Genomic DNA, 25,231 nt, shown 5'->3' with positions numbered 1-25,231 from the left:
ATGCAGCGTAGCACCTGCGGCACCGTCGTGGTGCGGGGCTTTCGCTGCGCGGAACAGGCCAGGGCCGTCGAGTCGTCAAGCCACGGCTGGGGTAAACGCGGACTTTGATCCGTGATGGTGTTTCATCTATAGTTCTATTCATAGAACTAATTGACTGCCGCCATGATCGGCAAGTGTGACGAAAGTCGACGCTGGCCCATGGGCGGCTTCGCCAATGGGTCGACGTAGCCAAACTGCGGACAAAAATATGAAGAAACAGGAGACAACCGGCCCATTGGCCGGCGTGAAAGTGGTGGACATCACGTCCGTATTCATGGGGCCGTCAGCCACCCAGATGCTGGCTGACCTGGGCGCCGACGTGATCAAGGTGGAGTCGCCAGACGGCGACAGCACACGCCGCATTGGCCCCTGCGGCGACGAGAAACTGGGGCCGCTGTTCCTTGGTCTCAACCGCAACAAGCGCAGCCTCGTGCTGGATCTGAAGACCGACGCTGGCAAGGACGCGCTGCTGCGATTGGTCAAGGATGCAGACGTCCTGGCCTACAACGTGCGCCCACAGGCGATGCAGCGGCTTGGGCTGGATTACGAGTCGATCGCGGCAATCAATCCTCGCATCGTCTATGTGGGCATGTTTGGCTTCTCGCAGCGCGGACGCTACGCGCCACAAGCGGCATTCGACGATCTGATCCAGGCGGCCACCGGCCTGCCGCTGGCCGTATCGCTCGGTTCCGGCGATATCCCGCGCTACCTGCCAATCACCATTGCCGACCGTTCGGTGGGTCTCTATGCCTTCGGCGTGATTTGCGCGGCGCTCTATTCGCAGGCGCGTACTGGAAAGGGGCAACGTGTCGATGTTCCCATGTTCGAGACCATGGTCCCCTATGTCATGGGCGACCATCTGTATGGGCAGACGTTCGTTCCCGCAAAGGGAGACTTTGGTTATCCGCGTCTGCTGTCACCCGAGCGGCGGCCATACAGGACCAAGGATGGCTATGTCTGCTGCCTGATCTACCACGATCATCATTGGCGCACCTTCCTCAAGGTCATTGGCAAGCCGGAGCTGTATGACACGGACTCGCGCTTCGCGAACATCACCACCCGCACCGCGTATATCACCGAGCTCTACGGCATGGTCAGCGACGAGATGATCCGGCGCACGACAGACGAATGGCGCGCCTTGCTGAAAGAGGCCGACATACCGGTCTTTCCGATGCATACGTTCGAGTCGCTGCTCGATGATCCGCATCTGGACGATATCGGCTTTTTCACGGAATCGGATCATCCGGTGGTCGGCCGTATCCGCGAGATGGCGGTGCCGAGCGAGTGGCACGGAACGCCTCCGGCGGGGCGCCGTCATGCGCCGGCCCTGGGCGAGCATAGCCGCGAAGTCTTGCGCGAAGCCGGTTACGACGATGCCGCGATTGACGCGCTCATGGCATCGGGTGCCTCCATGCAGGCCTCCAGAATGGAATCGATCGAAAAGGACGCAAACAATGGCTGAAGAACTCAGGAGCGAAGTCCGGGGATCCGTTCTCACGCTGACCATCAACCGACCCGAACGACGCAACGCCATGAGCCCGGCAGTCGTGCAGGGGCTTCGCGAAGCCATCGTCGGCGCCAATCGTGACGGCGCGATTCGGGCCATCGTCATTACCGGCGTGGGCGAACAGGCCTTTTGCGCCGGCGCGGATTTGCAGAGTGGCAAGTCCTTCGCGTTCGACTACTCGGATCCCTACCTCGGGCTGGCGGACCTCCTCCGTGTGGCCCGGCAATCCACGATTCCGCTGATCGCCCGTGTCAACGGCGCCTGCATGGCCGGTGGAATGGGGCTGATGGCGATGTGCGACATGGCCGTGGCCCGTGGAAATGCGATCTTCGGTCTCCCCGAGGTCAAGGTTGGCCTGTTTCCGGCGCAGGTGCTGAGCGTGCTGCAGTCGCTGGTGCCGCGCAGGCTGCTCAACGAGATGTGCCTGTGCGGCGAGCCGATCACGGCCGCCGACGCGCTCGCGGCAGGGCTGGTCAACTATGTCGATGACGATCTGGACGGCAGGATTGACTGGTTGCTGGGGCGCTTGCTCGACAAGTCGCCGACGGCCATCCGTCGCGGCCTCTACACCCTCAAGCACGTCGAAGACATGCCTTTCGCGCAATCGATGGCGTTTACGGAAAGCCAGATCGGCCTGCTGGCCATGACCGAAGATGCCCGTGAGGGGCAGCTTGCCTTCCGTGAGAAACGCCGGCCCGGCTGGACCGGCAAATAGGAGCACACACATGACAGGAAAAACGATCCGCATCGGCGGCGCATCCGGTTTCTGGGGTGACAGCAGCGTGGGCGCGCCGCAACTGGTGCGCCGCGGGAACATTGACTATCTGGTGTTCGATTACCTGGCCGAACTGACCATGTCGATCCTGGCGTCGGCCCGGTTGCGCAAGCCGGAGCTTGGCTATGCCACGGATTTCGTGACGGTGACGATGAAGAGCCTGATCGGCGAGATCGCAGAGCGTGGCATTCGTGTCATCAGCAACGCGGGTGGGATGAATCCACACGGGTGCGCCGAGGCCATCGCCGCGCTGGCGGCGGAACATGGTCTCTCGCTGCGCATTGCCGTGGTCGAAGGCGACGACGTGATGTCGCTGCTGCCGCAATTGCGCGACGCGGGCGTGCGCGACATGCAGAAGGGTCGCCCCCTGCCGGAGAAGGTCGTCAGCGCCAATGCCTATCTGGGCGCGTTGCCGATTCGCCAGGCACTGGATCAAGGTGCCCAGATCGTCATTACCGGGCGCTGTGTCGACAGTGCGGTCACCCTGGGTGTGCTGATGCATGAGTTCGGCTGGCAGCCGGTTGACTATGACCGGCTGGCGCAGGGCAGTCTGGCCGGCCACATCATCGAGTGTGGGTGCCAGGCTACCGGAGGGCTGCATACCGATTGGGAAAGCGTGCCGGACTGGCCGAACATCGGGTATCCCGTGGTGGAATGTCGCGACGACGGCAGTTTCGTGGTCGGCAAGCCTCCCGCTACAGGCGGCTTGGTGAGCACCGCCACCGTCGGCGAGCAGGTCCTCTACGAGATCGGCGATCCCGCGTCTTACCTGCTACCTGACGTCACGTGCGACTTCACGCGCGTCGAACTGCGGCAGATCGGCCAGAACCGGATCGAGGTCAGCGGGGCGCGTGGACGCGCGCCGGGTGGTGCCTATAAGGTCAGCGCTACCTACATCGACGGCTTTCGCTGCAATGCCCAGCTTTCGATCATTGGTGTCGATGCGGTGGCCAAGGCGGAGCGTACCGGGGAAGCCATCCTCGCGCGCACGCGCCGGATCTTCGAGGAGAACGGCTGGGGCGACTATATCCGCACCCGCATCGAGGTGCTCGGCGCGGAGTCCTGCTTCGGGCCGCGTGCGGCGACGCGCCACACGCGCGAAGTCGTCATGCGAATCGCCGTCACGCACCGGGATAAGGCGCCACTGGAGCTGTTCGCCCGCGAGATTGCCGCCGCGGGGACGAGTTGGTCGCCCGGCACCACGGGTTCTGGCGGAGGCGGGCGCGCCAGCCCATCGCCATCGATCCGGCAGTACCCGTTCCTGCTGGACAAGGCAGCGCTGGCGCCGGCCGTTGTGATGGACGGAGTGCGTAGCGCCGTGCCGATTCCCTTGGGCGACAGCGCGGATGCAACCGTCACCGCACCAGCCCCCGACATCGACGTCGTTGCCGCGATGGCGGGACCTCACGACACGATCGAAGTACCCCTGATCCGCCTCGCCTACGGGCGCAGCGGCGACAAAGGCGACATCTCGAACATCGGTCTTATCGCACGCAGGCCCGAGTACCTGCCGCTGTTGCGTGCGGAGGTCACGCCGGCACGCGTGGCGGACTGGCTGGCGCATCTCGTGGAAGGGCCAGTGACGCGCTACGACCTTCCAGGCTTCGACGCGATGAACTTCGTTTGTGAGTCAGCACTGGACGGAGGAGGCATGGCATCTCTGCGCAATGACCCCCTGGGCAAGGGCATGGCCCAGATTCTGTTGACCATGCCTGTACGCGTGCCGGGAGGGCTGCTGCAATGAGCCCGGTCACGGCTAACACGTCTGCCAATGACAACAGCGTGCTGGGCGAAGACGGCACCGATGGCGTAACCCGTTATCGGCAGCTCGCCAGCGTCATTCGGCACAAGATCGTCTCGGGCGAGTACCCGATTGGTCACCAGCTACCGACGGTGGACGCGATGGCGCAGTCCCACGGGATCGCCAAGGTCACGGTGAGGCAGGCCTTCGCGTTGCTGGCCGAAGAGGGGCTGATCAGCAGCCAGCGCGGGCGCGGCACTCACGTCATCAAGGCGCCATCCGGATTCGACGAGCGTCTGCGTGCCGCCATCAACGACGATGCGGTTGGCGCCGCCGATCTCGAGATCCGCATTCTCGAGAAGCGGGACGGCGTCAGCCTGCCGACAGCGCTGTCGAGATTCGGCAAGGCACACGACACCTATGCGATGGTGCGCAAGCTCCATATCCAGGACGGGGCACCGTTCTGCGCCATCGAGATGTACGTGGCGACTTCCGTATATGCCCGGTTTCCGCGCGGTGGCGAGAGACGTCACAAGCTTGTCCAGCTGCTGCGTCAGGTCGTGGGCGACCGGATGGGTGCCACGTACATGACGCTGACGGTCGAGCCGGCGGACTATGTGCTGGTGCGCGATCTCGGCTACATCTTTGGCGCGCCGGTCGCGAAGATGGCCCGGTCGATTCTCGATGTCGACGGCAATGTCCTGATGGCCGGCTTCTTCTGGTATCGCGGCGATCGCTTCGTGCTGGATGTCGCGCTCCCGGCGACACTGAGCGAACACTATCCGGAGTTGACGATTCCTGAAGCGCGTCGCTAGTCCTGCATCGCAACGTGACAAGGAGACAGACGATGGCATCCCCAATGGTTTTGCGTGCGGCGGACGTGGCGACCTACTCGCCGGCGAACCATACCGGTACCGCCAATCAGCGCATCATCGGCAAGGAAACGGTAGGCGCCCGGCGGGTAGAGGTGCTGCTTGGCACGATCACGCGTGGCCATGGCGCATTGCCTCATGCACACCCGAACCTCGAACAGGCCAGTTACCTGCTAGCCGGCGAGGGCGTGGGCGAGCTGCCGGGGCACCGTCGCACGCTGAGGGCGGGCGACTGGAGCTTCAACGCGGTCGGCATGTTTCACCGCTTTGAAGTCGTGAGCGAAGAGCCGGTGCAAGTCATGGTGGTCTACGCGCCACCCTACAGCGAGAACCCGAATGCCGCCGTGGTGGCGGACGGCATCGACGATCCGCGCCTCCAGGACGGTGCCGGCGACGTACGCGACGTGCCGACCGATGCGCCGCCGATCGACTTGGATTTCTATGTGGGCGCGCGGGTCAGCCCGGCAATCTCGCATCAGACGGTGGGCGCCCGGTTCCTCGATATCTACATGGTGCAACTTGCCGCCGACGGTTATGTGGCTCCCCACGCGTTACAGGACGCGGAACAGGTGCTGTTCGTGCGCAGCGGCAAGCTGGACGGTCAGATCGGCGATCAACCGTTCCGCGCGATCGCGGGCGATTGGGTCTTCGTGCCGGAGAACCATGTTCTACGCATCGCGGCCGGTGGTGCTCCCTCGGCATTCATCGTCATCCGCGCGCACGACGCCGTGAGCTGACGCGCGACGCTGCGACGGATTACCAGAGACAAAAATAGAAGGAGACACAATGGAACAGCAGATCAACCGGCGGCGCTTTCTCGGGCTGCTCCCCGCCCTGGCGGTATCGGCAACGGCGCCAGAGATGGCTTCGGCGGCCGTGACCAAGGGGTATCCGGACAAGCCGATACGCGTAGTCGTGCCGTTCCCGGCGGGAAGCGGCACCGACGAAAGCGCACGCTATGTGGCCCAAAGCATCACGATGCAGACGAGCCAGTCCGTGGTGGTCGAGAACCGCCCGGGCGCGAACGGATTCATCGCGGCAAAGGCCGTTGCCACCGCGCAGGGCGACGGCTACACCATGCTGATCACCACCAACACCACGCACGCGGCCAACGCCTCGTTGTTCAAGAAGCTGCCCTACGATCCCATCAAGGATTTTGCTCCGGTTTCGCTGATCGCCAAGAGTGGCCTGGTACTGGTGGTGCCGTCCGACAGCCCGGTGCGCACCGTGGCGGATCTGACGGCGCTGGCCCGGCAACGGCAGGGGAAGCTGACGTTCGGGAGCGGCAGTTCCTCCACCCGTATCGCCAGCGAGCTGTACAAGATCATGAGCGGAGCGCCAGCGCTGCATGTCCCCTACAAGGGGGTGCCCCAGGCGCTGACCGACCTGATGGGCCATCAGATCGACTTCATGATCTCCGACATCTCGCCGGCGCGGCCGCTGATCCAGGCCGGCAAGCTGCGCGCGATCGCGGTGACCACCGCACAGCGGCATCCGTTGTTCAAGGACGTGCCCACGATGGACGAGAGCGGATTGCCGGGCTATGAATTGACGGCTTGGGTGGCGGCATTCTTCCCCGCCGGCACACCCACGTCTGTCGTCGACCAGATGAGCGGCTTTATCCAGCAGGCCATGGGCAGCAGCGCGGCGGCGGAGCACTTCGGCAAGACGGGCGGGCAGCCGCTGTCTTCAACGCCGGAAGAGCTGGCGGCGTTTGTCCGCAACGAAACCGCGAAGTGGGCCAAAACCATCAAGGCAGCAGGTATCGAACCGGAGTAGGTATCGAACCGTAGTCATTGTCAGCAGGCACCCGTACCTGCACCGGAATCTCGAAAGGCATTTTCGGATGCCATGCCAACGTCAACGTCCGAGCTGAAGGCACAGCTCCAGGTTCTTCTTCACGCCCCCATATTGCGAAGGTCATGATGCCGGCGCGCTGGTAGCAGCGCGACCCCGGTCAGTCCGGCATTTGCCTTTTTTTCACCACGCCGTCCCCAGGGATTTCCGCCCTGGGGCGTTGGCTGTGCTTTGCCTTTTTTTCGTGCAGTGCCTGTAACACCCAAGACCAACAAGGAGACATCAAACATGAAACAGGGAACCGTATTTGCTGTACTCAGTGCTGCATCCGCGCCCGTACTGGCGCAGAGTTCGATCACGCTTTATGGCGTCGTCGATGCAAACATCGAGTACGTCAGCCACTATTCCTCCATCGCGCCGACCCAACCCGGCTTTCCGGGCCCTGCGCACAGCAAAATCGGCATGACGCCCGGCGGCTTGTCTGGCTCGCGTTGGGGGATTCGCGGGACCGAAGATCTCGGCCGCGGGATGAAGGCGCTGTTCGTGCTGGAAAGCGGCTTTGGCAGCGATGACGGCAAGTTGCAGCAGGGTGGCCGGATCTTTGGCCGTCAGGCGTATGTGGGCTTGCAGAGCGACAGCGTTGGTGCCATCACGCTGGGCCGTCAGTACACCACGATCTTCAGCGCGCTGGCCGACTTCTCGCCGACCCGCTACGGCGTGCAGTACGAGCCGATTGCCATGCAACTCGGCCTGAACTACCGCTCGGACAACGTTATCAAGTATGTCGGCAAGTTCGGGGGCGTCACCGCCGGTGGCTACTGGTCGTTTGGCAACGGTGTTGCCGGTGCCGGCGAGGTCGCGGGCCAGTTCCGCCGCGATACCGGATACGGTGCCTCGTTGAGCTATTCCGGCGGACCGTTCGGGGCCACGGTGGTCTACGACCAATACAACCCCACGCTGTCCGCGACAACGGGGGCAACCGGCGCATTCCGAAAAGTCGCGCTAGCGGCCAGCTATGAGACCGGGCCGGTCAAGGTGATGGGTGGATACCGCTGGGGATTGAACAAGGGGACCACCGACGCGACCCTGTTGCGAGACAACTACTACTGGATTGGCGCGAACTACCAGGCGACTGCCGCGCTTGGCCTGACACTGGCCTACTACTACGACGACATCAGGAACGTAGCGGGCTTCAACGTGAAGAACCCGTGGCAGGTCACCTTCATCGCCGACTACGCCTTCTCCAAGCGTACCGACGTCTACCTGACCACCGCCTATTCGAAGAACTCGGGGTTGAACTTCGACACGTCGGCGATCAGTTTTGCGAATGCTTACTACCTGGGGGCCGGAGCGGACAACATGATCGGCGTGGCCGTGGGAGTACGCCACCGCTTCTAGCCGCTACGCGGGAGCATCCGAGGCCGGGGCTCATGGCACTCGGCCTCGGTGCTTCCCGCCAGGTCATCAGGCGGCGTGACGACGCTTGATGACCTGGCCGTTCCTGGCGCCGGTATGCTGCCCGCCGTGCCAGGTGATGGCGCCGTTGACGATCACGGTGTCGATGCCCTCGGCCGGGCGCGTGGGCGTGTCGTAGTCGGCGGCGTCGCGGATGGTGCCGGCATCGAAGATCACAATGTCGGCATGGTTGCCGACCGCCAGCGTGCCGCGTCCGTGCAGGCCGAAGTTGCGCGCGGTCAGGCCGGTCATCTTCCAGACGGCGGTCTCCAGCGGGAACAGGCCGACCTCGCGGCAGTAATGCCCCAGCACACGCGGGAAAGTGCCCCACAGGCGCGGGTGCGGATTCTCGCCGACCGGGATGCCGTCCGATCCGATCATCGTTTCGTCGAAAGCCAGGATGCGTTGCACATCGGCTTCGTCCATCAGGAAGTAGATGGCCGTGCCGGGCTGCAGGCGCCGTGCGGCTTCCTGCTTGGCGACGCCCCATTCGCGGGCGATGTCATCCAGGTCGCGGCCCGTGCATTCCGGGTGCGGCACGCTGGAGGCGATGCGCACGCGACCCTCGAGCATGGCGGGTTCGGTGCGGATCATGGTGGAGCCGGCAGTGTAGGGATAGCAGTCGAGCGACACGCACTGGTGCTGCATCGTCTCCTGGATAAAGGGCAGGGTGACGCGGCTGCGGCCGAAGTTTGGGGTGTTCTGCACCTTGTGGTGTGACACCACCACGGGTACGTCCAGCGCGCGGCCGATCTGGAAGGTCTCCTCGAGCGCTTCCATGACCTGATCGGACTCGTTGCGCATGTGCGTGACATAGAGCGCCTTGCGCGCGCTCAGCGGGCGGCAGACTTCGATGATCTCCTCGGTGGTGGCCTTGATCGCCGGCGGGTAGAAGGTACCAGTTGACAGCCCGATGGCACCCGCCTGCATCGCTTCCTCGACCAGCGCCTGCATGGCTGCGATCTCGTCGTCGTTCGCGGGGCGATCCAGCGCGGACATGGTGACCGCGCGCAGCGTGGAGTGCCCCACCATCGCTGCCACGTTCACCGAGCTGGGGGTGGCGCGCAGGGCTTCCAGATAGGCGGCGAAGGTTGTGAAGCGGCCTTCAGGCGGTGCATCGATCAGGCCCAGCGGCATCGGCAGGTCCATGTTGGCGCGTAGCGGTGCAGCGCTGATGCCGCAGTTGCCGGCCACCACCGTGGTCACGCCCTGGGAGATCTTGAACGGCATTGCCGCCTGCGACAGCACCGCCTGGTCGTCGTGGGTATGCGAGTCGATGAAGCCCGGGGTGACGATGCGGCCAGTGGCGTCCAGCGTGCGCTCGGCAGTGTGACCGGCAAGGTCGCCGATAGCGGCGATGCGGCCATCGCGCACGGCAATGTCGGCGGCGAATCGCGGTGCCTTGCTACCGTCGATCACGGTGCCGCCCCGGATCAGCAGATCATGATGGTTCGAAGCCTGCTCAGCCATGCTACGGGTCTCCTGAAATGGAATGGGTGTGTCCTTCAACGGAAATGACAGGCGACCTGGTGGCCGCCCGGCGCATCCGACGGGCGCGCCGTCAGCGCCGGTGCCTGCTCGCGGCAAATGGGCTGCGCAAGCGGGCAGCGCGTATGGAAGTGGCAGCCAGAGGGCGGGTTTGCCGGGCTGGGCGGATCGCCCTGCAGCAGAATGCGTCGTGCCGGCGCGCGCGGGTTTGGCACCGGGGCGGCCGACAGCAGAATCTCGGTATAGGGGTGGCGCGGCGTCGAGAACAGCGCATCGCGGTCGGCCAGTTCGACGATGCGACCCAGGTACATCACGGCCACGCGGCGGCTGATATGGCGCACCACGGCCAGATCATGGGCGACGAAAAGATAGGCGATGCCGAACTCCTGCTGCAGGTCCATCAGCAGGTTGACGACCTGGGCCTGCACCGACACGTCGAGCGCGGAGACCGGTTCGTCGCACACGATCAGCTTGGGCTGCATGGCCAGTGCGCGGGCGATGCCGAGCCGCTGGCGTTGCCCGCCCGAAAACTCATGCGGATACTTCGCGGTGGCCTCGGGGCGCAGGCCGACCTTGCCGAACAGCCACTGCACGCGCGCCTCGCGCTCCGCGCGGGAGCGCATCCCAAAGTTGCGCAGCGGCTCCGCGACGATGTCTCCCGCAGTCAGACGGGGGCTCAGCGAAGCATAGGGATCCTGGAAGATGATCTGTAGTTCGCGCCGGCGGCGACGCATCTCTCCGGCCGATAGGGTCAGCAGTTCCTCGCCGTCCAGCCTGACCGAACCTGCGGTGGGCTCCACCAGACGCAGCACGGACTTTGCGGTGGTGGTCTTGCCGCAGCCGGATTCGCCCACCAGGGACAGTGTTTCGCCACGAGCGACCGTGAAGGAGACGTTATCAACCGCCTGGATCGGCCGGGGCGGCGGCGAGGGCCAGCGGCGCGGCGCAGTGTAGTGCTTGCGCAGCCCGTCCACCTGCAGCAGCGGCGCGGCCTGCGCGGTCGCCGCGATAGGTTCCTGAGAGGGGTTCATGCAAGGGTCTCCGGGGTACTGTCGACTGGCGCGACGCGATCGGATTGACTTGCCTCGACGGCGAAGCAGGCCACAAAGTGGTCGGCGCCCTGTGCCGAGAGCCGGGGGATCTCCGTGTGGCAGCGGGCCTGCGCCTGGGCGCAGCGTGGCGCGAAGGCGCAGCCGCGCTGTGGTTGCTGGGGCGACGGCACCAGCCCGGGGATCTCGGTCAGGCGGCTGCTGCCGGTGTTCATCGACGGCATGGATGCCATCAGGGCGCGTGTGTAGGGATGCAGCGGGCGGTCGAACAGATCGGCCACGTTCGCTTCTTCGACTTTGCGCCCGGCGTACATCACCACCACGCGATGACAGCTCTCCGCCACCACGCCGAGGTCGTGCGTGATCATCACCACGCCGGTGCCCAGCTCCTGCTGCAGGCGTCGGATCAGGTCGAGGATCTGCGCCTGGATGGTCACGTCCAGCGCGGTGGTGGGCTCGTCGGCGATCAGCACCTCGGGATTGCAGGCCAGCGCGAGCGCGATCATCACGCGCTGGCGCATGCCGCCAGAGAGCTGATGCGGATACTCGTTCGCGCGCCGCTCGGGCTCGGGGATCTGCACGAGGCGCAACATGTCGATCGCGCGCGCAAGCGCTTCGGCATGGCTCGCCCCCTGGTGCAGGCGCACGGTTTCCGCGATCTGGCGGCCGATGGTCAAGACCGGATTGAGCGAGGTCATCGGCTCCTGGAAGATCATGGAGATGCGGTTGCCACGGATGCGGCGCATCTCGCGCTCGCCTAGCGTGAGCAGATCGGTCCCGTCGAGCAGGACGGCGCCTGTCACGTGCGCGGGTGGCGTGGACAGCAGCCGCATGATGGAGAGCGCGGTCACGCTCTTGCCGCAGCCGGATTCACCGACCACACCCAGTGTCTGGCCGGCGCGCACCGTGTAGGAGACACCGTTGACCGATCGCGCGGGGCCGGTCAGGGTGTCGAAGCGCACGTGCAGGTCCTGTACTTCCAGCAGTGGTGTGCCGGCGGGGAGTGCCTTGCGGGTGGACGTCATGGCAGTTCCCATCTCAGAGTTGGCGCGCCAGGCGCGGATCGAGCGCATCGCGCAGGCCATCTCCGAGCAGGTTGATAGCGAGCACGGTGGCGGCCAGCAGCAGGCCGGGATACAGCAGGATGTGGAAAGCCACGGCAACGAAGTTGCGGCCTTCGGCCATGATGTTGCCCCAGCTTGGCGTCTGCGCCGGCACGCCCACGCCGAGGAAGGACAGCGCCGCCTCGGTCAGCACGGCCGCCGCCGCGACAAAGGTGGCCTGCACGATCAGCGGCGCGACCATGTTGGGCAGCACGTGGCGCAGCAGGATCACCGGCAGCCGCGTGCCAACCGCGTGCGCGGCTTCGACGTACAGTTGCTCGCGCAGGGTCAGCGCCATCGAGCGAACCAGCCGCACCACGCGCGGCACCTCGGGGATGGTGATGGCGACGATCACCGCGCCCAGGCTGGCCTGGGTCAGTGCCATCAGCGCGATCGCCAGCAGGATGCCCGGGATGGCCATCAGCCCGTCCATCACGCGCATGAGAAAACCGTCGGTCCAGCGCACGAAGCCGGCGGTCAGGCCGATGATGACGCCCAGCACGGTGGATAGCAGGCCGACCGAGAGGGCGACGATCATCGACACGCGGCCGCCCCAGACCGCGCGGCTGAACACGTCGCGGCCCAGCGCATCGGTGCCGAACCAGTGTTCGGCGGAAGGCAGCTGCATACGCGCCAGCGGGTCGATGTCCTGCGGGTCGAACGGCGAGATCCACGGCGCGGCGATCGCCAGCGCGGCAACGGCCAGCAGGAGCACGGCGCCAATGACGAGGGTGGGATGCTTGCGCGCCCAGTACCAGCGGGGCAGCACGAACGGCGCGTCGTCGTCCGCCGGCCGTGCGGCGGCGTCCTGGCGCGAGGGCAGGGTAGCGGTCATGGCGGCTCAGTATTTGATGCGGGGATCGAACAGCCGGTAGCTGAGGTCGATCATCAGGTTGATCAGCACGTAGGCACCTGCCGAGAGCAGCAGCACGCTCTGGATGACCGGGTAGTCGTGGCGTTGCACCGAATCCACTACCAACCGGCCAACGCCGGGAATCGCAAATACGGTCTCGGTCACCACCACGCCGCCGATCAGCAGCGCGATGCCGGTGCCGACCGTGGTCGCAATCGGAATGGCCGCGTTGCGCAGCGCATGGCCGAGCACCGGCAGCACACCGAGCCCCTTGGCGCGGGCGGTGCGGATGTAGTCTTCGTGCAGCACTTCCAGCACCGTGGCGCGCGTCATGCGGGTAATCAGGGCGATGTACACCAGCGCCAGGTTGACGCACGGCAGCACCAGGCTACGCAGCCAGCCCCCGGCGCCATCGGCCAGCCGGGCATAGCCCTGCACCGGAAACCACGGCAACTGGATCGCGAACGCATAGACCAGCAGGTAGCCCACAAGGAATACCGGGAGCGAGAACGCCAGCACGGCGAACAGCATCACCAGCCGGTCGACCCAGCTGCCCGCGCGATAGGCCGCCAGCGTGCCCAGCGGCACCGATACCAGCAGCGTCAGCAGCATGGTCAGCGCGGCGATCGACAGCGTCGGCTCCAGTCGCTGGGCCAGAAGCTCGGTCACCGGCATCTGCGTGAAGATGGAGGTGCCCAGGTCTCCGCTGGCGAGCCGGCCGGCCCAGAGCCCGAACTGTTGCCACAGCGGCTGGTCGAGGCCCAGCGTGGCACGCAGGCGCGCGATGTCCTCGACGGTGGCAAGGTCGCCCGCGATCAGTGCCGCCGGGTCGCCCGGCGACAGGTGGATCAGCAGGAAGACCACGATGGCCACCACGGCCATCACCGGCAGCGTGGCCAGCAGGCGGCGGATCAGGTAACCCATGGCAGGCTCGCTCAGCGGTCAAGCGCCCAGACCGTGGGCACGCCGCCCCACAGCTTGTCCAGGCCCTTCAGGTTGGCCCGCGCGGCGAACGCGGACGAGTACTGCCCGGTGTTCACGTACGGCACCGTTTCATAGGCGCGCTTCTGGAAGGCATCGAGCAGATCGCGCCGCTTGGCCGGCACCATCTCGCGCACCCATGCGCTGCGCAACTCGTCCAGCGGCTTGTCGCACGGCCAGCCCGGCAGGCTGTTGCCGCAGGCGGCGCTGAGGTAGGCGTTGGTGACCGGGGTGTTGACATCGAACTCGCCTGCCACGGTCACATACATGTTCCAGCCCCCGGCATCCGGCGCGTCACGCTTGGCACGTCGCGCGCCGATCGAAGCCCAGTCCATGTTCTGCATGTCGACGTTGATGCCGATGCTGCGCATGGTTTGCGCGGCCATCAGCGCCTCGGCGTTCAGCGCGGTGATGTCGGTGGGCACCAGCAACACCACCTTTTCACCCTTGTAGCCCGAGGCCGCAAGCATCTGCTTGGCCTTCGCGACGTCCGGTTTGCGGAAGGGTTCGGCGCCGGCGGCCGTGTCATTGGGGCTGCCGCAAATGAAGAACGTGGCGCAGTAGTTCATGCGCATGTCCAGCGGGAAACCCATGGCCGCGGTGAAGCGCTCCTGGCTGACCGCCTGCAGCAGGGCCTGGCGTACCTTCGGATTGTTGAAGGGCGGGTGCAACTGGTTCATCACCAGCATTCCCTGGTAGGTGCCGCCAGAGCCGACCTTGAGGCTGTTATCGGCACGCAGCGGCGTGATGTAGTCCGGTGGCAACTGCTCGATCAGGTCCACCTCGCCGCGCTTGAGGGCGGCGACCGCGCTGTTGGCGTCGGGGAGGTACAGCCATTCGATGCGATCGAAGTGGCTGGTCTTGTTGCCGGCCAGACCGCTTGGTGCTTCGCGGCGGCCCGTGTAGTTGGGATTGCGGACGAACACGGCCTTGTTGCCCGGTACCCATTCGTCGCGCTTGAACAGATAGGGGCCGGAACCCACCACTTCGTTCAGCGGCGCGGTGGCCGGTTGCTTGGCCAGGCGTTCGGGCAGGATCACCGGCGGAAAGCCGGAGGGTTTGGCCAGCGCTTCCAGCACCAGCCCAAAGGGCTGCTGCAGCGTCAGCGTGAAGGTGCGCGCGTCGACGACCTTCCACTCGGCGCCGGCCTCGCCCATCGAGCGTCCCAGGCTGTCGCGCGCGCCCCAGCGCTGCAACGATGCGACGGCGTCTGCGGCGGTCACGGCGTTGCCATCGGAGAACTTCAGGCCGGGACGCAACGTGAAGCTCCACTGCTTGCCGTCCTTGCTGCTGGTGTACTTCTCAACCATCTGCGGCTGCGGCTTGCCGGTCGCGTCCTGTGCGAACAGCGTGTCGTAGACCATATAGCCGAAGTTGCGCGTGATGTAGGCCGTGGTGAAGGTCGGGTCGAGGATCTTCAGGTCGGCGTGCGGCACGATCTTCAGCGTCCTGGCGGGGGCCTGCGCCTGCGCCTGCGCCGGCAGGCTGGTGCCGGCCAGCAACAGGGCGCCAATGACGAGCGTGGCGAGCGGTCGGTGTTGCATGTCTTGTCTCCTCCTTGTCTTGCTTTGTCCTGATGCTTGTCAGGTGTCTTGGTATTGGAGTCTCTGCGTCCCGCGAATCAGGCGGGATCGAGCGGCCACTTCGGGCGGTGAACCTTGCGGTAGGGCAGGGTGCGCAGGTCCAGCGTCACCGCACCCGGCGCTCCGGCATAGATCACGTGGCGCGCGATCTTCGCGAAGGATGCGTAGAAGTGCTGCGACGACTTGACCACGATGATCTTTTTTGCGGCGAGGTCGCAGCCAAGCTGGGTAAAGAGATCGGTTCCCATGGCCTGGTTGCGCAGCGTGATCAGAACGATGTCGATGCCGTTGGCCTCCACGAGCGCGCTGTCGCCCATCTGCATGGGAGCGTTGGCCAGGCCGGTCATCACCATGTCGGGCATCAGCGCCTTGACCGTGCAATCCAGATCCAGCGGCTCGCCGGAGAGCGGGCTGATCTTGCCGCCGATGCGCAGCGGCAGGCGCGCGCCCACGCCGGCTTCGAACGCGATGCGTGCCGCGATCGGGTCCCACATTGGGCCGATGGCCGCATTGCCGATGCCACGTTCGATCATGCGACGCAGGATGAAGGTGGAATCGCCCGCCGCGCCACCGCCCGGGTTGTCGGCGCCATCCGCCAGCACCACCGGGCCACCGTCAAAGGCCAGTGCCTCGTCCAGCGCGGCGTCGATGCGGGGGTACGGCACGTCGAGCGCCTCGCGCATGTCGATCAGTTCATCGGCCAGACGGCGTGCGAGCGTCTGGGCCGCGGTGGCGTCGCCGTCCGTGTAGACGAGCACCCTGGTGCCCATCTCGGGTACGTCGCCCCAGGAGAATCCGTGCGCGATCGAGATCGACAGCACACCGTTGTGGCCTTCCAGTGCCTGGATGCGGTCGACGAAGCCACGCGCAGGCTGGCGCGACGTATGCACCGTGACGATCATGCCGCAGTCGACCACCGCCGGGACCGGACGGATCTTGCCCGCCGCCTTGTCCGCGCACAGGTCGACCAGTTCGATCGCGCGTTCGAGCACGTCTGTGTGCGGGTACTCCTTGAAGGCGATCAGAAGGTCGGCATGCGTAGTCATGGCGGGCGACAGGTGGCAGTGCGGATCGAGTTCCGCGCCGATCACCACATCGGGGCCGACAATGGCGCGCACCCGTTGCAGCAGGTCGCCTTCGCAGTCGTCGTAGCCATCGGCGACCATGGCGCCGTGCAGGCCGAGCAGCACCATGTCCACCGGCAGCGCCGCGCGCAGATCGGCCAGCAGTTCCTCGCGCAGCGTTTCATAGGCGTGCCGCGTGGTGGTGCCGCTGGGCTGGGCACCGGCCACCATGCCTTCCAGCAACGTCCAGCCGCGCTCCTTGCCGCGCAGGCGCGCGGCCCACAGCGGCCCGGAAAAGAATGTCATCTGGTCCGGATGCTGGCCGGCCGGGAAGTAACCACGGTCGCGGAACGATGCGAGCCCGGTCGGCATCGGCGCGAAAGTATTGGTCTCGGTGGCGAGGGAAGCGCTGAACACACGCACGGCTGTCTCCTTGAGTCGTTGTTGTACCTGTCGTTGTGCTTTCGTTTCGTCTGCGCGTGGCCCGTGGATGCCGGGCCCGCTGCTATGAGGCCACGGCGCGGCGCAACCGCGCGGGCCCCAGCATTTCGGCGGTCAGCCCGAAGGACGCGGCGTGCGCAGGCACAGGCAAGCCACGCGCCAGCGCGGCGCAGGTCTCGCCCATGGCCGCGGACGTCTGGATGCCGTAGCCGCCCTGCGCAGCCACCCAGAAGAAGCCGGGTGCGCGATCGTCGAAGCCACCTACCAGGTCGCCGTCCGCCACGAAGGAGCGCAGGCCGGCCCAGGTACGGGCGGGATGGCGGATCGTCAGCGTGGTGGCTTCCTCGATGCGGTGGATCGCCATCGCGATATCCAGTTCCTCGGGCTGCACGTCTTGCGGCTCGACCGGGTCGGCATTGGCCGGAGAGCCGAGCAACATGCCAGCGTCGGGTTTGATGTACCAGGACTCGTCGGCACTGTGCACCATGGGCCAGCCATGGCTGTCGACGCCGGCGGGCGGCTGGAAGACAAAGGCCGAACGCCGGCAGGGCTGCAGGCCAAGCGGGGAGACGCCGGCCTGGCGCGCGATCACGTCGGCCCACGCACCGGCGGCATTCAGCACGACCGGCGATTCGTAGACGGCTTGTCCCGCTTCTACGCGCCAGACATCGCCATGACGCGTGATGGCGCGGACCTCCGCGTCGCAGACCAGCTTGCCACCCGCCTGACGTATGCCACGCAGGTAGCCTTGATGGATCGCATGGACATCCATGTCGGCCGCGCCGGGCTCGTAGACCGCGCCGATTACCATCTCCGGACGCAGCACGGGCACGCGTTCGCAAGCCTGCTGCGCGGTCAGCAGTTCGGCCTCGGGCGCCATCGCACGCAGGATTTCCCAGTGCTCGTCGAGCAGGGCCTGCTGCCCAGGCGCGGCGACCATCAGCGCGCCGCGCGGCGTCAGCAGCGGATGCGTGGCAAAGCCCTGCGGCGGATTTGCGAGAAAGGCGTGGCTGGCCATCGTCAGCGCGCGCACCTGAGGCGTGCCGTAGCTTTCCATGAACAGCGCGGCGGATCGGCCGGTGGAGTGATAGCCCGGCTGACTTTCCCGCTCCAGCACGGTGACGCTGCCGTGCGGCGCGAGCCAGTACGCGACGGAGGCGCCAGCGATACCTGCGCCGATTACCAGAAAGTCAGAGCGGAGTGGGGCCGTGGTTGCAGTCATTGGCAAAGGGTGCTTGGGGACGTTGCACGCCGGCGCAAGGCGGGGCGCAGGCTCATGGGTCCAGCGAGTGTATTCAAGAATTTGCGAATACGCAAATTGCGGATACGCAAATTATCGGATAAATTGCGGATGCCAAGGGCATACCCCTACGTGGGGGGCCGGGCTCAACAACACGTCATCACGAAACACGAAAGGATCCTGGCTTGAAAGAGACTAATGCCTCGGCGCACGTGGACCCGTCGCGCACGCTGGACCGGGAGACCTTCGGCAAGCGCCTGCGCGGCGCGCGCAAGGCGCTCGGCTGGACGCTGGCTCACCTTGCTGAACTGTCCGGCGTATCCATCACCACCATCTCGCGCGCGGAGCGTGGCCAGCTTGCGCTCGGCTACGACAACTTCGCGGCCATCGGCAAGGCGTTGCAGATGGACATGGGCGAGATGTTCGCCGGCGCGGGGGAAACCGCGGCGCCGTTCCAGGGTCCCATCGTCACGCGCGCCAATCAGGGCGTGGTCTATACGGGCCAGTCGATCGCCTATGAGTTTCTCTGTACCGAGGCGGCCGGCAAACAAATGAGCCCGACGGTGGCCACCGTCCACGCGCGGCACATCACGGGCCCTGAGGTCTTTGCCAGCCACCCCGGCGAGGAGTTCATCTATGTGCTGAGCGGCGAAGTCGAGGTGCACTTCTCGAATGGCGAGTTCGTGCGACTGGCACGCGGGGATTCCTTGTACTTCGATGCCCGGCTGGGACACGCCTATATCAGCGTCAGCCGGCAACTGGCACGTACCATTGGCGTGACCACCAGCGAGAGCCAGCAGATGCGCTCCGCTCAGGCGCTGCCGGCAGCGGTGTCAGGCAAGGTCAAGGAGCGGAGAGCGGTGGCCGCGCCGGGCGCGAAGGCCGTCAGCGGCAAACGTGCAGGCACCGCCGCGAAGCGGGCGGTCAAGATCAAGCGTTGATCCGTTCAGGCGGTCGCCGCGCAATCTTGCGGCAGCGGCCTGTTATCCCGGAATCGTCACGCCGCACTCCTGCGCCACCGCATGAAGCTTTTCCAGATCGGGCGGGCCCGGAGGGACCGTCTCATCGATGCGCGAGAAGAGATGCGAGGCATTGCCGCCGTGGCTGGTGACCGAGATCATCTCGCCCCCGCCGGTACCGAAGCGAAATGAGTGCGTCGTGCCGGCCGGAATATGGACGAACGTGCCGACCGGTGCCACGACGACCTGATCGTCATAGCCGATCTCGACACTGCCCCTGGTGACGTAGAACGATTCGTCCCAGTCGTGGCTATGCGGCGGCGGCCCACTGCCTTCTTCGCCATGCTGCAGGAATACCTCGTAGCCCTGCGTGGCGGCACTTGAGGCCAGCACCGTGATCTTCTCGCCCACGACGTTGAGCGGGCGTGCGTACGCGTCCGGCGTCACTACAAATGGCTCTGGTTTCATGGCTCGCTACCCAGTCGGTCAGGAATCGGATGACTCGGTACTGCGAGGGTGACTATGCGCGTGTCGCGGTATTGCACCGTGCGGTTGCGCACAGACGGAGCCATGGTGATTGCCGCTACGAAAAGCCGACGCGTTGCGCGCCGGCCCTTTCAGACGGTGCCGCTCCCCGTCTTGCCCGATTTGGCGCGTGCCTTGCGTTCGGGTACCAGCGAGATGGGGTGCATCCCCTCCAGCCACGACAGCGCATCGACATACGACAGGAACTGTTCGAGATACCCAGGCGACACCTCGCGCATCAGTGACAGTGACCGATGCACCAGATGGTTCGTATTCAGCGGCCCGGCGTTCTCGGGCACACCCGCCTGCGACTGGCGCATTTGCCGGTCGACACTGACGCGGGCCCAGGTGTCGCGGAAGTAGTCGGCGAGTTCCGGTTCGGCGGGGGCGGCACGCTGCGGGATGAGGGCGTTGGGCGTGTGAGCCTGAGTGTGGGCGTGAGTGTGGGTGGTGATGGCCCCAGTGGCTGGCTGCGTATGCTGCCCGAGGCGCTCCCTCAGCGCCGCGAGTTCCGCGAGAGCACTGTGCGGTTGCGACTGTGCCTCTGGCGACGCCACCTCGTCCGAAGCGCCGGCGTCACGCGCTAGCATCGCTCCGTACTCCGCCACCAGCCTGGCTACCCGTGTATCGAGCAGACGACCAGCTTCGCCGCTATAGGCGGACGCGCGTTGCGCCATCGTCTCGATAAAGCGAAAGCGGACGGGGTCCGCACGGTCTGCGCCGCTGTCGCGCCAGCCGCCGAGCAGGGTAAGGGGATCGTGCGGGCCGTCGTTATGCATGGGGTTTCGTGGTACCGGCCCCGGCTCCGGCCCCGGCAGATACTCTCGGCACTGGCGCGATTTCCACGCGCCGGTTCTTCGCCCGGCTTTCCTCCGTGGCATTCGACGCGACCGGCTGCTGCGAGCCGAATGCCGCCGAGAAGATCGAAGCCGGGGGCAGGCCCGCTTCGATCAGCGCGCGGGTGACGGTCAGCGCCCGCTGGGCCGACAGTTCCAGGTTGTCGGCAAATCGCCGGTTGCCTTCCCTGACCTGCTGGTCGTCGGTGAAACCGCTCACCATCAGGATCTCGTCGCGCGCGCCCAGATAGGCCGACAGCGGCGCGGCAAGGCTCTTGAGCAACGCGCGGCCTTCCGGCTGCAACTGGTCGGAGTTCAGCGCGAACAGCACATTGCCACTGATGCCGATGCGCCCGTCCTTGAGCGTGACCCGGCCAGCCGCCAGCGGCCCGGCGAGCGCTTCCTCCAGCGTCTGGCGTCGCTTCAGTTCCTCCTGCCGCTGCTTGACCTCGTTCTCGAGCCGTGCCGACAGTTCCATCTGCACGCCGATCACACCCAGCAGCACCAGCACGAAGGCGCCCAGCATGACCGACATCAGGTCACCGAACACCGCCCAGGCCGGGACGGTGGGCTCCGCGCCGGCGTCGAAGTCGTCCGTCATGCCGCCTCTGCTCCAGCCTGCCGCGCTGAGAACTGCTGCAAGTTCTCCAGGATCTGCTTCTGCGACAGCATGCTCAGGTCCACTACCTCGCGGGCCTGCGCCACGTAGTAGGCCAACTGCTCGTCGCTACGCATCATGGACTTGTCGAGCGCGGCCTCGATGCGGGTGAGGTGCTCCGCCAGCTTGTCATTCGATGCGCTGAATACCTGTACCGCCATGCCGAAGGCTTCGCCCAGGCTCGCCACTTCGACGGCGCTGCCCGTGACCTGTGCCGCGATGCCGTCCAGCTTGCCGGTCTCCTGCGCCACCTGCTCGGTGAAGCGCGTGCCGACGCGCTCCAGCAGGTCCGCCGTAGTCGTGACGAGCCCATCCACGGCCGCACGTTGCTCGGTGGAGGCGTGATTCACGGCATCGAGCAGCGTGCCGAGTGTTTCGAGCAGACGCCCACGCTCCTCGAGCATTGCGTTGTCGCGTGCCATGCCGTCGGTGAGCTTCTGGCGCAGTTCGGCGATGACGTCGGCGGCGGCCTTGGGTGCTTCAGTTGCGATCTGCGCCAGACGAGCCACTTCGGCGATGGTGCCGTTGGCCTGCTCCTGCGTGTGTGTGGCGATGTCGCTGGCGGTCCGGGCGAGGGCGTCGCGGATCTCCCGCTGATGCTCGGCCGATTGCGTGCTCGCCTGCTGCCATTCGTCGCGCATGGTAGCTGCCATGGTTGCCAGCGTGTCACGCCATGCGGTAAGGCGCTGTTCGTCGCGCGAGGCCAGTTCCGCTTGCAGTGTGGATGCGGCCTGCAACAGGCGGTCGATTTCGGCAACGGTGCCGGTGGCGTGCGTCTGCGCGTGAGCGGCGATGTCGCGCGCGCTTTGCGTCAGGGCGTCGCGGACGGCCTGTTGATGGGTCGCAGATTGCGAGCTGGCCTGTTGCCACTCGTCGCGCATCGTAGCGGCCATGGCTGCCAGCGTGTCGCGCCATGTGGCGAGTCGCTGTTCGTCACGTGCGGCCAGTTCCGATTGCTGCGTGCTCGTGGTCTGTAGCAGGCGGTCGATCTCGGCAAGCGTGCCGGTCGCGTGAGCCTCGGCGTGCGTGGCGATGTCGCGCGCGCTTTGCGTCAGGGCATCGCGGACATCCTGTTGATGGGCAGCCGATTGCGAGCTGGCCTGTTGCCACTCGTCGCGCATCGTGGCGGCCATGGCTGCCAGCGTGTCGCGCCATGTGGCGAGTCGCTGCTCGTCACGTGCGGCCAGTTCCGATTGCTGCGTGGTCGTGGTCTGTAGCAGGCGGTCGATCTCGGCAAGCGTGCCGGTCGCGTGAGCCTCGGCGTGCGTGGCGATGTCGCGCGCGCTTTGCGCCAGGGCATCGCGGACATCCTGCTGGTCGGCGGCCGATTGCGTGCTGGCCCGTTGCCATTCGTCGCGCATGGTGGTGGCCATGCTGGCCAGCGTGTCGCGCCACGCGGAAAGCCGCGTTTCATCGCGTTCGGCTAGCGCCGTCTGCCGCTCCGTTTCCTGTGCCGCCAATTGCGATTGCAAGTTGGCGTGCGACTGGCTGACCGTCCCGGCGATGGCGGCGGCTTGTTGCGCGAAGGCGGCCGAAGCGTCGGCCATCGCCTGGTGGTTGGCGCTGGCGAGCGATTCGCCCGTATGTTCGAGGCGCGACAGCGCGGTATCCCATGTTCTGGCGGCGTCGGTGGCGGCTGTGTCGAGGCGCGTGCTGATGCCGTCGACCAGTGCCGTTGAACGCTGCGCGAAGGTTTCGCCGAAGCCGTCGAGCGATGCGCGCAGGTCCGACGTCAGGGAGGTGTTCACCTGCTGGTGTTCGGCGAGCGCCTGACGCCATGTGTCGGCCACAGCGGTAGTGGTGGCGTCGAAGCGGGTGGAGAGGTCGTCCAGATGCTGTCGCACGGTCTGCGTGACGGTGTCGCGCATGGTGGCGGCTTCGCGGGCGAGGCCGGTCATGGTGGTGTCCACAGCTGGCTGGATTGCCGTGCTGGCGGCCCGGGCGCTGTCCGCGATGCCTTCCTTCAGCGACTGCCCCACGGTATCGGCCAGCCGCGCGTAGGCCGCTTCTGTCCGCGTGTGGAAGGCATCCTGGCTGGCCGACAGGCGCTCGCCGAGGGCTTCATTTTGGCGGGCCATCGTCGTGGCCATGGATTCCAGTCGATCTACCAGCGTGGGCATCAGTTCGGCCTGGCGTTGCAGCAGGGCGAATACCGTATCGTGCTGGTGATGGCGCGAATGCGTGCGCAACGTGGTGGCGATGCGCTCGTCCAGCATCTGCGCCGCTTGCATGCGCTCGCGGCGGGCAAGCGTCGAAAGCAACCCGAGCATGGCCGAGGTGGCTACGCCAGCCACAGACGTCCCGAAGGCGAAGCCAAGACCCTTGACCGGGGCCGCCAGCGAGGCGCGGATCGCTTGCAGGTCGGCCGCGCTTTCCAGCGCCACGCCGGTGCTGCGTAGCGTGCCGACCATGCCGAGGAAGGTGCCGAGCATCCCCAGCAGCACCAGCAGGCCGACCAGATACGGCGTCATCGAAGGGCCAGGAAGCGCAACGCGCTCGCCCTCCACGCGCAGGCGTACCGCGTTGCGCAGGCTGGGATGCAGGCTGTCGAGCCACACGCCGAGGCTGGTCGGCGGCGCGGCCAGGTTGGCAAGCGCGACGGGCAGGGTGGCTGTGGCCTGGCGGTAGCGGCGCAGTTCGAACGCGCCGCCTACGTAAAACCCGCCAATGAGCAGCGTGACGGCCAGCGCCAGCGCATTCGTGCCCGCATAGCCGGCGCCGACCCAGCCGACGACGGCGAGGCCAGCCAGGAAGACGACGAGTGGCGCGACGAGCGGTGTGAGGTGTCTGTTCATATGGTTCGATCAGATTTCGCGCAGGGCGGCGAGCAGGGCGTCCACGGGCTGGAATCGGATTTCCAACTCGGCCAGCAGTACGCTCTGCATGTCCCTGCGAAATACGTTTAGCCACGCGCCCTCGGCGTCGCGCAGCCGTGTGAAATGCGGTTCCAGCATTCCCGGCACTGCGGCAAGCACTGCCTGCTCGCGCGCGCCAAGTACCTGTTCCATGACGGTATCCAGCATGGCCAGCCGGGCTGCCTGCGGCGTGCGCGACGCCAGTGCGGCCCGCAGCCGCCCGCGCAGGCCGGCGATTTCGCGTTCCATCTGCTGCTGCAACGCGATATAGCGCTGGCGATGGACGGCGAAGTCGGCCTCGGCAGGATCGGGCGCGGCCGTCCGCGTCGGCATCCGGCGGCGGCTGTCGGACGACATGCCTTGCCCGGTAATGGCGGCGGTCAGCATGGCGCGCACATGAGTGCCAGCGGCGTCGCCGATACCCCGTTCGCTACCCGGACGCGCCGGTGCGGCGGACGGCACCTCCGGCGGACTGCCGTTGAGCGCGGCCGACAGCGCGATGGCGTCGGTCCAGCCAAGCCACCGGCTCATCACGGCGGACAGCGACGGCACGGCGCCGGCGGCGTCGGTCTCGGTCAGGCGCGCCAGCACGCGCAGCAGTTTCGGGCCGCTGAAACCCGTGCGCTGTGGCACTTGCGTCATGTCGGCAGGATGGGAAAAAGGGGGGAGTTTACACGGTCGCGGCTATGGCGGACGCGGCGCCGGGAGGCGGGTTGCCATTTCTCACAGCGCGGTGGCTGCGGTGATGGGTGATTTGGTGATTGGGGGGCAGCGCCTGGAGGGCGGATGGCATCGAGGTCTATGGCCTGAGTGACTGCTTGGGGAGGGGGTGAAGGGTGTTGTAGAACGTGTTGGCCGGACGGCGGCTTACGACCCTTAACCGCCTTTCGACCCTGAGAGACCGTAACGACCGCTTCCGCGGTACAACCGCCGTTTGCCGGAAGTAGTCGGCGGGAGCGGGGAGACGATTGGACGACAATGCTCCACAGCTTCCGTTCGACAACACGTTCGCGTAAGGGTAGCTAGACTGATTGCAGGGCGGCCAGGTCATTCAGGCCGGGGCCCCAGGGGTTGGAAATCATGGATAGTCTTGCTCTGCACACGAAGCGCGCCGTGCTGTGCGCGGCAGGTGTTGCAATCGTCGTTTCGGCGCAGGCCGGCACGGTCCCGCGCGAGTTCGTCTACACAGTCGATGTCCGTGTGCACGATGGGCGCACCGTGCAATGCGCTGTGAACGAGGCGCCGCGCTATCCGCCGATACCAGCGCCGGCACTCACCACTGACGAGCGCGTGGAAGCGGAAGTGCTGGCTACGCAGCGGTTGCGGCTGCTGTCGGGGCCGCGCGGCCCCTATCCGGCCGGGGATACCGCACCGGCGATCACCTGCTACGCGCTTTCGGGGTAATGGCCT

22 protein-coding genes are annotated in these 25,231 nt (G+C 66.2%); 9 read left to right on the top strand and 13 right to left on the bottom strand.

Translation table 11 applies throughout. The annotated features are described in order from the left end of the window. Nucleotides 1–247 precede the first annotated feature (247 nt). The 7 genes from RN01_RS15680 (at nucleotide 248) to RN01_RS15650 (ending at nucleotide 8,129) form a co-directional block, all read left to right on the top strand. A complete protein-coding gene (locus RN01_RS15680; protein ID WP_017513743.1) occupies nucleotides 248–1,501 on the top strand; it encodes a CaiB/BaiF CoA-transferase family protein in 1,254 nt (417 codons plus the stop codon). Further along, the gene (locus RN01_RS15675; RefSeq protein ID WP_024570962.1) at nucleotides 1,494–2,261 is read left to right on the top strand and encodes an enoyl-CoA hydratase/isomerase family protein; all 768 of its coding nucleotides are present in this window, start codon (nucleotides 1,494–1,496) and stop codon (nucleotides 2,259–2,261) included. Before RN01_RS15680 ends, RN01_RS15675 begins: the two co-directional genes overlap by 8 nt. 10 nt (nucleotides 2,262–2,271) lie before the next feature. Further along, entirely contained in the window at nucleotides 2,272–4,065 is a 1,794-nt protein-coding gene (locus tag RN01_RS15670) for an acyclic terpene utilization AtuA family protein (RefSeq protein ID WP_024570963.1), read from the top strand. Continuing rightward, a complete protein-coding gene (locus RN01_RS15665; protein ID WP_024570964.1) occupies nucleotides 4,062–4,877 on the top strand; it encodes a GntR family transcriptional regulator in 816 nt (271 codons plus the stop codon). Before RN01_RS15670 ends, RN01_RS15665 begins: the two co-directional genes overlap by 4 nt. 32 nt (nucleotides 4,878–4,909) lie before the next feature. Next, on the top strand, nucleotides 4,910–5,671 hold the full coding sequence (locus RN01_RS15660; RefSeq protein ID WP_024570965.1) for a cupin domain-containing protein: 762 nt from the start codon (nucleotides 4,910–4,912) through the stop codon (nucleotides 5,669–5,671). A gap of 49 nt (nucleotides 5,672–5,720) precedes the next feature. Further along, nucleotides 5,721–6,713 (top strand): tripartite tricarboxylate transporter substrate binding protein, encoded by a 993-nt coding sequence (locus RN01_RS15655; protein ID WP_017515433.1) that lies wholly within the window; start codon nucleotides 5,721–5,723, stop codon nucleotides 6,711–6,713. 306 nt (nucleotides 6,714–7,019) lie between these two features. Then, nucleotides 7,020–8,129 carry a porin gene (locus tag RN01_RS15650; RefSeq protein WP_024570966.1) on the top strand — a complete coding sequence of 370 codons (1,110 nt, stop codon included), beginning with the start codon at nucleotides 7,020–7,022 and terminating at the stop codon, nucleotides 8,127–8,129. A gap of 66 nt (nucleotides 8,130–8,195) precedes the next feature. Here the strand turns inward: RN01_RS15650 and RN01_RS15645 are convergent, their stop codons facing one another. The 8 genes from RN01_RS15645 to RN01_RS15610 all read right to left on the bottom strand — a co-directional run bounded on the left by RN01_RS15645 (nucleotide 8,196) and on the right by RN01_RS15610 (nucleotide 17,970). Next, on the bottom strand, nucleotides 8,196–9,656 hold the full coding sequence (locus tag RN01_RS15645; protein WP_017513826.1) for an amidohydrolase family protein: 1,461 nt from the start codon (nucleotides 9,654–9,656) through the stop codon (nucleotides 8,196–8,198). 35 nt (nucleotides 9,657–9,691) lie between these two features. Then, entirely contained in the window at nucleotides 9,692–10,705 is a 1,014-nt protein-coding gene (locus tag RN01_RS15640) for an ABC transporter ATP-binding protein (protein WP_017513827.1), read from the bottom strand. After that, on the bottom strand, nucleotides 10,702–11,748 hold the full coding sequence (locus tag RN01_RS15635) for an ABC transporter ATP-binding protein (protein ID WP_024570967.1): 1,047 nt from the start codon (nucleotides 11,746–11,748) through the stop codon (nucleotides 10,702–10,704). The genes RN01_RS15640 and RN01_RS15635 overlap by 4 nt, the downstream gene beginning before the upstream one ends. Before the next feature lie 13 nt (nucleotides 11,749–11,761). Continuing rightward, the gene (locus tag RN01_RS15630; protein WP_017513829.1) at nucleotides 11,762–12,661 is read right to left on the bottom strand and encodes an ABC transporter permease; all 900 of its coding nucleotides are present in this window, start codon (nucleotides 12,659–12,661) and stop codon (nucleotides 11,762–11,764) included. A 6-nt stretch (nucleotides 12,662–12,667) separates the two neighbouring features. Beyond that, entirely contained in the window at nucleotides 12,668–13,603 is a 936-nt protein-coding gene (locus RN01_RS15625; protein ID WP_017513830.1) for an ABC transporter permease, read from the bottom strand. Nucleotides 13,604–13,614: 11 nt separating this feature from the next. Further along, nucleotides 13,615–15,204 carry an ABC transporter substrate-binding protein gene (locus RN01_RS15620; RefSeq protein ID WP_024570968.1) on the bottom strand — a complete coding sequence of 530 codons (1,590 nt, stop codon included), beginning with the start codon at nucleotides 15,202–15,204 and terminating at the stop codon, nucleotides 13,615–13,617. A 77-nt stretch (nucleotides 15,205–15,281) separates the two neighbouring features. After that, nucleotides 15,282–16,730, bottom strand: coding sequence for a M81 family metallopeptidase (locus RN01_RS15615; RefSeq protein WP_017515413.1), 1,449 nt, complete (start codon nucleotides 16,728–16,730; stop codon nucleotides 15,282–15,284). 82 nt (nucleotides 16,731–16,812) lie between these two features. After that, nucleotides 16,813–17,970, bottom strand: coding sequence for an FAD-binding oxidoreductase (locus RN01_RS15610; RefSeq protein WP_024570969.1), 1,158 nt, complete (start codon nucleotides 17,968–17,970; stop codon nucleotides 16,813–16,815). 203 nt (nucleotides 17,971–18,173) lie between these two features. Between RN01_RS15610 and RN01_RS15605 the strand changes: the two genes are divergently transcribed. Next, entirely contained in the window at nucleotides 18,174–18,929 is a 756-nt protein-coding gene (locus tag RN01_RS15605) for a helix-turn-helix domain-containing protein (protein ID WP_029700557.1), read from the top strand. Between the two features lie 42 nt (nucleotides 18,930–18,971). Here the strand turns inward: RN01_RS15605 and RN01_RS15600 are convergent, their stop codons facing one another. The 5 genes from RN01_RS15600 to RN01_RS15580 form a co-directional block, all read right to left on the bottom strand. Further along, the gene (locus tag RN01_RS15600) at nucleotides 18,972–19,415 is read right to left on the bottom strand and encodes a cupin domain-containing protein (RefSeq protein WP_024570970.1); all 444 of its coding nucleotides are present in this window, start codon (nucleotides 19,413–19,415) and stop codon (nucleotides 18,972–18,974) included. A gap of 149 nt (nucleotides 19,416–19,564) precedes the next feature. Next, nucleotides 19,565–20,251: a DUF2894 domain-containing protein gene (locus tag RN01_RS15595; protein WP_017514635.1), complete on the bottom strand. Its 687-nt coding sequence runs from the start codon at nucleotides 20,249–20,251 to the stop codon at nucleotides 19,565–19,567. Continuing rightward, entirely contained in the window at nucleotides 20,244–20,909 is a 666-nt protein-coding gene (locus RN01_RS15590) for an OmpA family protein (RefSeq protein ID WP_017514636.1), read from the bottom strand. Before RN01_RS15590 ends, RN01_RS15595 begins: the two co-directional genes overlap by 8 nt. Beyond that, complete coding sequence (locus tag RN01_RS15585; RefSeq protein ID WP_039016685.1) at nucleotides 20,906–23,761, bottom strand: DUF802 domain-containing protein; 2,856 nt, start codon at nucleotides 23,759–23,761, stop codon at nucleotides 20,906–20,908. The genes RN01_RS15590 and RN01_RS15585 overlap by 4 nt, the downstream gene beginning before the upstream one ends. 9 nt (nucleotides 23,762–23,770) lie before the next feature. After that, complete coding sequence (locus RN01_RS15580; RefSeq protein WP_017513759.1) at nucleotides 23,771–24,463, bottom strand: DUF3348 domain-containing protein; 693 nt, start codon at nucleotides 24,461–24,463, stop codon at nucleotides 23,771–23,773. A gap of 438 nt (nucleotides 24,464–24,901) precedes the next feature. On the opposite strand from RN01_RS15580, the gene RN01_RS15575 reads away from it, so the two are divergent. Then, a complete protein-coding gene (locus RN01_RS15575) occupies nucleotides 24,902–25,225 on the top strand; it encodes a hypothetical protein (RefSeq protein ID WP_017513758.1) in 324 nt (107 codons plus the stop codon). Nucleotides 25,226–25,231: the final 6 nt, after the last annotated feature.

The organism is Cupriavidus sp. SHE, from assembly GCF_000812445.1.
Classification (GTDB): Bacteria; Pseudomonadota; Gammaproteobacteria; order Burkholderiales; family Burkholderiaceae; genus Cupriavidus; species Cupriavidus metallidurans.
The sequence above is the reverse complement of the archived record's forward strand: the minus strand, read 5'-3'. Positions and strand labels throughout refer to the sequence as shown.